This is a genomic window from Amycolatopsis sp. NPDC000009, assembly GCF_055563465.1.
This window is the reverse complement of record NZ_JBVHDI010000025.1, coordinates 129,986-136,781: the sequence shown is the minus strand read 5'-3', so window position 1 is coordinate 136,781 and position 6,796 is coordinate 129,986. Positions and strand designations below refer to the sequence as shown.

Annotated in this window: 8 protein-coding genes; 1 reads left to right on the top strand and 7 read right to left on the bottom strand. The window is 68.1% G+C overall.

Features of this window, described 5'->3' with window-relative positions; translation table 11 throughout:
- Positions 1-118 precede the first annotated feature (118 nt).
- The 6 genes from ACZ3HL_RS39715 to ACZ3HL_RS39690 form a co-directional block, all read right to left on the bottom strand.
- Positions 119-1,297: an ABC transporter substrate-binding protein gene (locus ACZ3HL_RS39715; protein WP_465422132.1), complete on the bottom strand. Its 1,179-nt coding sequence runs from the start codon at positions 1,295-1,297 to the stop codon at positions 119-121.
- Positions 1,294-1,686: a nuclear transport factor 2 family protein gene (locus ACZ3HL_RS39710; RefSeq protein WP_465536803.1), complete on the bottom strand. Its 393-nt coding sequence runs from the start codon at positions 1,684-1,686 to the stop codon at positions 1,294-1,296. The genes ACZ3HL_RS39715 and ACZ3HL_RS39710 overlap by 4 nt, the downstream gene beginning before the upstream one ends.
- 9 nt (positions 1,687-1,695) lie before the next feature.
- Positions 1,696-2,463: a MoaF C-terminal domain-containing protein gene (locus ACZ3HL_RS39705; RefSeq protein WP_465536801.1), complete on the bottom strand. Its 768-nt coding sequence runs from the start codon at positions 2,461-2,463 to the stop codon at positions 1,696-1,698.
- A 40-nt stretch (positions 2,464-2,503) separates the two neighbouring features.
- The gene (locus tag ACZ3HL_RS39700; protein WP_465422129.1) at positions 2,504-3,484 is read right to left on the bottom strand and encodes an AraC-like ligand-binding domain-containing protein; all 981 of its coding nucleotides are present in this window, start codon (positions 3,482-3,484) and stop codon (positions 2,504-2,506) included.
- Positions 3,485-3,565: 81 nt separating this feature from the next.
- Positions 3,566-4,048 carry a hypothetical protein gene (locus ACZ3HL_RS39695; protein ID WP_465422128.1) on the bottom strand — a complete coding sequence of 161 codons (483 nt, stop codon included), beginning with the start codon at positions 4,046-4,048 and terminating at the stop codon, positions 3,566-3,568.
- A 51-nt stretch (positions 4,049-4,099) separates the two neighbouring features.
- Positions 4,100-5,206, bottom strand: coding sequence for an abortive phage infection protein (locus ACZ3HL_RS39690; RefSeq protein ID WP_465422127.1), 1,107 nt, complete (start codon positions 5,204-5,206; stop codon positions 4,100-4,102).
- 39 nt (positions 5,207-5,245) lie between these two features.
- On the opposite strand from ACZ3HL_RS39690, the gene ACZ3HL_RS39685 reads away from it, so the two are divergent.
- Positions 5,246-5,890, top strand: coding sequence for a TetR/AcrR family transcriptional regulator (locus tag ACZ3HL_RS39685; protein WP_465536800.1), 645 nt, complete (start codon positions 5,246-5,248; stop codon positions 5,888-5,890).
- On the opposite strand, the gene ACZ3HL_RS39680 is transcribed toward ACZ3HL_RS39685, so the two are convergent.
- The gene (locus ACZ3HL_RS39680; RefSeq protein ID WP_465536798.1) at positions 5,818-6,786 is read right to left on the bottom strand and encodes an LLM class flavin-dependent oxidoreductase; all 969 of its coding nucleotides are present in this window, start codon (positions 6,784-6,786) and stop codon (positions 5,818-5,820) included. The two genes, ACZ3HL_RS39685 and ACZ3HL_RS39680, sit on opposite strands and share 73 nt — an antisense overlap.
- Positions 6,787-6,796 lie beyond the last annotated feature (10 nt).

Genomic DNA, 6,796 nt, shown 5'->3' with positions numbered 1-6,796 from the left:
GCCCCCCCCCCCGCCCCCCAACCACACAACACCCCCCTCCCTTTGGGGGGGGCGTGGGGCTGCTATCACCTCCCCCCCCCCCCCCCCCCCCCCCCCCCCCCCCCGGCCAGCACGACCGTTACTTCTTGGGAATCCGCAGCCAGTCGTCGGCGACGAGTTCCCATTTGTTGGTGCCGGAGGCGAGCTTGATCGGCCAGCCCGCGGTGTTGTCGTGGTGCGTCTGGCCGGGGCCGAAGACATACGGCGTGCCGACCATCGGATCGGTGATCGGCTTCATCTCGCGCAAGGCCTTGGTCACCGATTCGCGGGTGATGTCACCCTGGATCCCGCGGATGACGTCGAGGAAGTACTTCGCCGCCAGGTAACCGCCCTGGCTGAACGAGGTCAGCGGGATGTTGTTCTTGGTCATCAGCTCGCGCCAGTCCTTGTTCTGCGGGCTGGTCGCGTCGGTGAACGGGTAGAACTCGGCGGGCACGTACACCCCGGCGCCGGCGTTGGTGATGGCCTTGGCGTAGTTCTCGCTGTAGACGCTGGTGAGCAGCAGCCACGTGACGTCGTTCCAGCCCTGCGCCGCGGCGGCCTTGAGCTGCCCGATGGAATCCGGCTCGACCGGGTTGACCGTGATCGCCTTGCACCCGGCGTTACGCGCCTTGACGATGTAGGAGGTGTAGTCAGAACCGCCGTAGGGCACGGTCGCGTCGAGGTACTTGAGCTTCTTGCCGGTGATGGCCGACCATTCGTCGATCGCCGCCTGATACGACGGCAGGGTGTTGCCCGCGATCTCCAGCAGCGCGCAGATGTCGTTCAGCTTCAGCGTTTCCGAGCCGTAGAGCAGGGTCAGCGTCATGTCGTGGTACGGCCCGACGTTGACCGGGGCGATGTTCGGGCTGGAGAAACAGGCCGGGTCCACGCCGATACCCTGCATGGACAGGATCTTCTGCTGCTCGTAGTACTTGTTGTTGATCTCGCACTCGATGAGGCTGGACGAACCGACGAGCGCCACCGCCTCGTCACGGCCGACGACCTCACGGGCGGCGGCCGCCGCGGCCGCCGGGTCGCCCTTGTCGTCGAGGGCCTTGTACTGGATCTGTCTGCCGTTCACGCCGCCGCTCGCGTTGGCCGCGTCGAAGACGGCTTTGGCCGCTTGAGAGGCCTCGGGGAAGGTGGCCGCGCCGCTCAGCGCGTTGACCGAACCGACCACGATCGGTCCGCTCGAACCGCTTTCGGAGCCGGCGCAGGCCGCGGTGGCGAGCAGGACGGCGGCGGCGAGGGCGACGAGGCGCCGCGCGGGTTTCACCGGTTCTCCATGGCGTTCACGACCGGCACCGAGTCGACGATCTGCTCGAACGACGTGACCTCGCCGCCGTCGAACTTCCACACGTGCGCGACGCGCGCGGTGAACGAGCGACCGGTCTCGCGGTGCTTGCCCCGGTAGGTCCCGATGCCGACCACCGTTTCACCGGCGTCGAGAAGCTCGCCGAGCGTGAAAGTGTAGCCGTCCCAGTCCTTCGCGATGGCGCCGAAGACGTTGTCCCGTACCTGTTCCGGGCCGGTGTACGTGCCGGCGTAGGGGAAACCGGCCGCCTCCGTCCAGGTCGTCCCGGGACCGAGCGGGGCCAGCATGCCCGCCAGATCTCCCCGGTCGCTCGCGGCGTAGTGCGCGGCGATGATGTCGAGATTGGACACTGAGACTCCTTAAACCGGTTGCGCGTCGGGATAGGCGACGGCGCCGAGTGGGTAGATGTGCCCGCCCGCGCGGGAATGTTCCGACCGGCCGTCGCCGGTCAAGCCGAGGAAGACACCTGTGGTCTTCAGCGCGTACCCGAGGTCGTGCAGCCACACACTGGCCACGGCGATGCGGAATTCGCGGAAACAGAACAGGTAGAGCCCGTCCTGGAACTTCCACACCGTCGACAGGTCCATGTCCCCGTGACCGCGCTGCACACCTTCGAGGCATTGCCAGGCATAACGTTGCGAGGACACGTACACGTGCTCGTAGAGGTGTTCGGGGCTGTACCGGTAGATGTTGCGCTTGCCGATCAGGTCGCGTGACGGACCCGGCACCTCGCCGGACGGCGTGCCCCCGTCGGTCGTGCCGGACCAGAACGTCTGGGAGACACGGGGAACCCCTTCGACGTCTTCGGCGCCGATCACCGAACACACGGCGAGCGCGCGATGTGTCGTCGTGGAGAAGACGACGGTGAGCGCTTCCCCTTCGACGCTGGCGTGTGGGAGATTGACGAAGAAGACGTCTTCCCGGACGGCGACCGCGTCGTACGGATCCTCGATGCCGTTGCAGGTGACGGTTTCAGCGTCTTCGAACCGCAGCGCCAGCGTCTTTCCGTCGTCGAGGGTGACGGTGAGTTCGCGTCCCGACAGGTCCGCGTTCGGCAGGCGGTAGGTGGCTATTCCGGCGGCGAACTCGTCATAGGTGCGCCACTGTTCCTCGGGTGCTTCGGGCATGCGGTCATCGTCGAGGCGACCGCCCGCGAAGGGGAAGCCGTCACGCGCTGGGCGGCAACAACCGGTCGCTCACGGTCAAGCCGCGGCGCAGTTCGCTCGGCGAGCAGCCGAATTCCGTCTTGAACACCCGGCTGAAATGCGGTGCGTCGACGAAACCCCACTTCGCCGCGATGGCCGCGACGGGCCGCGAAGTGTGCACGGGGTCGAGCAATTCGCGGCGGCAGTGTTCGAGGCGGCGGGTGCGGATCCAGCCCGAGACGGTCGTGCCCTGTTCGTGGAAGAGGCCGTGCAGATGCCGGGTGGAGATGTAGTGCTCGGCGGCGATCTGCGCCGGGCCGAGATCGGTGGAAGAGAGGTTCGAGTCGATGTAGGCGAGCACTCGGCGCATCAGCTCGTGGTGCGGCCCGGCGGTCGCGCGGGCGAGGTCCAGTTCGCTGGCGAACAGCGTGGCGAGCAGGTCGACCGCGGTATGCGCGAGCCGGACACCCGCCGGACCGCCGAGCTGGTCGAGATTGCTGCCCAGCTGCGCGAGGAAGGGCACCACCACGTTGCCCATACCCCGCTTGCCCGACATGGGCACCGCGGTCAGCTGGCCGACCAGGTCGCGGGGGAGATCGATGAGCCGCTGCGGGAACATCACCACGAGCGTGCGGAAATCCTCTTCGAACGCCAGGGTGTACGGCCGGTGCGTGTCGTACAGCGCCACGTCTCCGGGGCGCAGCATCGCCTCGCGGTTGTCCTGCACCAGCAGCCCGGTCCCGGACAGGATCAGGCTCAGCTTGTAGTAGTGCCTGTCCGCCCTGGCGATGAGCTCGGGCGTCCGCTCGACCACGTGCGCCGACGCGGTCACCTCGGTCAGCTGGACGTCGTCCGCGCCACACGAGCGGATGCGGCCGCGGAAGTGGTCCCGGTGCTCGCTCGTCACGTGCAGTGGCACGAAGGATTGCGACACCACCGTGCGGAAATCGGTGAAATCTCGCGCGACCGTGGTGGTGGTCGGGTCGGCGGTGGCGGTGGTCACGGGGGTCACCTCGCAGCATCGGGGGGTGAATTTCATATACGATAAGCGATACGATGCTGCCGGGCAATGATCGTGACGAGGTCAGTCGGCGAGGCGGAACAGGAGGGTCCTCGGGTCCACGTCGACGGGTACCACCCTGCCCGTTTCGAAGCGCCCGACGTCTTCGGTGAGGACGCGCGCGCTGAACGGGGTCACCCCCGGTCCGGTGACGACGAGGCCGACGTCGTCCGCGGGTGTACTCACTTCGCCGACCCAGATCCGTTTCCTGGACACGACTTCGGCGTTCGCCCGGACCCCGGACCGGTCGAGCCCGCGGTGCGCCTCGCGGGCCTTGGCGTTCTGCCGGAGATGCGATCCGACGGTGCCCAGCCCGCCGAGCGTGAACACGACGCCCATGGCGATGACGACCAGGCGGTCGTCGTCGCCGGGAGCGAAGCGGGTGCTGATCCAGAGCAGGGACGGCCCGATCAGGACCAGGATGGTCATGAAGAAGCCGAGAAGGCAGCCGATGACGGTGAAGGCGGGCAGCTCCGGTGCTTCCTTGCCTTCGCGGTCCGTCGTCACGGCCGTGAGGTTACCGGCCGGTTTCCGTCGCTGGTCCGGTAAAAATGCCCGCTACCCGCGGTTGTGCCGGGCGAGCGCGTCGAAGGACAGCTTGCGCTCGAACCGGTACGGCGAATTCTCGTCGTCTTGCCGTGCCCGCAAGGTTTTCACCAGGCTGTACGAGGCCATGTCGAGATCGAACTCCGGCCGGGCCGGACGATGCGGCAGGTTCGGCGCGATGAAGGTGTACACGTGCGCACCCCGCAGGCCCGCCTCGGTGAACACGCGCAGCAGGCGGGCGAGGTGGTCGGCCTGTTCGCGTTCGTTCCGCAGATGGCCCGGCTTGATCCGGGGCGGGACCTGCTCGTAGTCGACGATGTCCCAGCCCATCCCGCCGGCCCGCGCGGCGCCGGTGAAGGTGCACGAACCGAACTCCAGCACCACCACCGGTTTGTTCCATCGCCGGTACTGGGCGAGGTCCTTTGTGTACTCGGCATCCGTGGCGAAGTACGGGTAGTAGTCGATTCCGACGATGTCGAAGAGGGTCCAGTCGACCGGTTCCGCGCCGCCGATCGAGGCGTAGGTGATCCGGCCGCGGAAATTCCGGCGCGCGACGTCCGCCGCCCGCGCGAGGAAATCGGCCAGCCGGTCCATGATCCCCGGCCATTCCTCCGGCGGGATCGTGGCCATGTTCGCGATCCGCTCCTGGAACGTCGCGCCCGGCACGATGCCCGGCGTGAAGAGGAGGTGCTCGCATCCGGCGACGAACTTGACGTCGTCACCGTGGCGAAGCCGCTCCGCCTGCCGGGCGGATTCGGCCAGATGGTCGAGGACCTGATCCTGGGGGTGGTCGTAGAGCCGGGGCTGGACGTAGACCTCCAGCCCGCGGCGCGACGCGGTGGACGTCGTCTCGGCGAGCCTGCCGATGTCGGTGCCGAACGCGGTGATCGACGGGCAGCGCAGCTCTCCGGCGATCACCCCGATCTCGCGCTCCAGCTGTCCTCTGCCCCAGCGCACCCGGCTCAGCGGTTCACCCGCGGCGTGCAGGACTCCGGTGTCGTAGGCGACCCCGCCGCGCAGCCGTCGAGGCTTGCCCGCCGCCTCGGCCATACCCCCGCCGAGACTCGTGACCGCCACCGCTCCCGCGACGGATTTCAAGAACGTCTTGCGACTGATCATGACTATCCCCTCGCTAGTTGCTCAACTAGGCTACTGTTCATGCAACCAGAAAATGAGCCGGGCGGCCAGGAGCGGCGCTCGTTCATCGAGGAGGCGCGGCGCGCGCAGATCGTCTCGGCGACCATCGAGACCATCGCCGAGATCGGCTACGCGAAGGCGTCGTTCGTGCAGATCGCGCGGCGGGCGGGGATCAGCCCCGGGCTGATCACGTATCACTTCGCCAAGCGCGAAGAGCTGATGAAGCAGGTCATGCTGACCGTGCACACCTCGATCGACCAGGCACTCAGCGCGCGGGCCGAGGGCGCCGAGAGCTACACCGCCGCGCTGCGTGCCCTGATCGAGGGGTTCGTGTTCTATTCCGCCGGGCGGCCGAAGGAGATCATCGCGATCGGCCAGATCGCCTCGGCGTCCAGGGATGCCGAGGCCGCGCGGAGCTGGTTCGAAGACCAGAACGCGAAGACGCTGGCCGAACTGGAGGCCATGTTCCGGGAAGGGCAGGAGGTGGGGGAGCTGCGGGAGTTCTCGCCGCGGGTCATGGCCGTGTCGGTGATCGCCGCGATGGAGGCCGCCCCCGCCGAACTGATGGCCCGGCCCGACACCGAGGTGGCGGTCTACGCGCGCGAGCTGGCGGACCTGTTCGAGCACGCCATGAGCCGTCCGGCCAGCGAGGCGACCAGTTCGTAGGAGCGACGGCGGTCGGCGTGGTGATACAGCAGCGTGGTCACCATGAGTTCGCCGGACCTCGTCTCGTCGAGGATCCGCTGCAGTTTCCGGACGAGCGTTTCCGGGCTGCCGGTGAGCACGGCGCCGGAGCGTTTCGCGATCTCGGCGCGATCGTCGGCGGTATAAGGGAAAGCCGCCGCGTCCTCGGGGCTGGGCAGCCGGATGCGGTGGCCGCGGATCCGGCTGAGCACCTTCAGCCGGGTCGAACCCGCGAGCCATTCGGCGCGTTCGTCGTCCTCGGCCGCGATGACCGAGACGCTCACCAGGTCGGCCTCGACCGGTGCGTCCGGCGCCAGATGGTGGGCGAAGGCGTACTTCAGACCGTGTTTCGCCGCCAGCGCGGCGCTTTCGGGTGAGCGGCCGAGCAACCAGAGCGCCGGGACGTTGCCGCCGAGAACGGGGATCGCCTTCACCTCGGCGTCCTCGGGCGGGTTCAGATAGTACTGGAGTTCGGCCAGCTGTTCGCCGAAGGCCTTCGTCCTTTGTGGACGAACCGCGGCGGAGGCGGCCTTCGAACCGCCCGGCGCGCGGCCGATCCCGAGGTCGATCCGTCCCGGATGCAAGGCGGCCAGCGTCCCGAACTGTTCCGCGACGACGAGCGGCGGGTGATTCGGCAGCAGGACGCCGCCCGCGCCGACCCTCAGGCGCTTCGTGGCGTTCGCGAGGTGGGAGATGAGGACCGCCGGCGCGGAACTGGCGACGCCGCGCATGCCGTGGTGCTCGGGAACCCAGTAACGGTGGTAGCCGAGTTCTTCGGCGAGCCGCGCCAGGTCGACCGTGTTGAGCAACGCCTGGCGCGGTGTCGAGCCCTCGACGATGGGGGAGGTGTCCAGCACCGAAAGCACCGCGGAAGACATTCCGTCACCT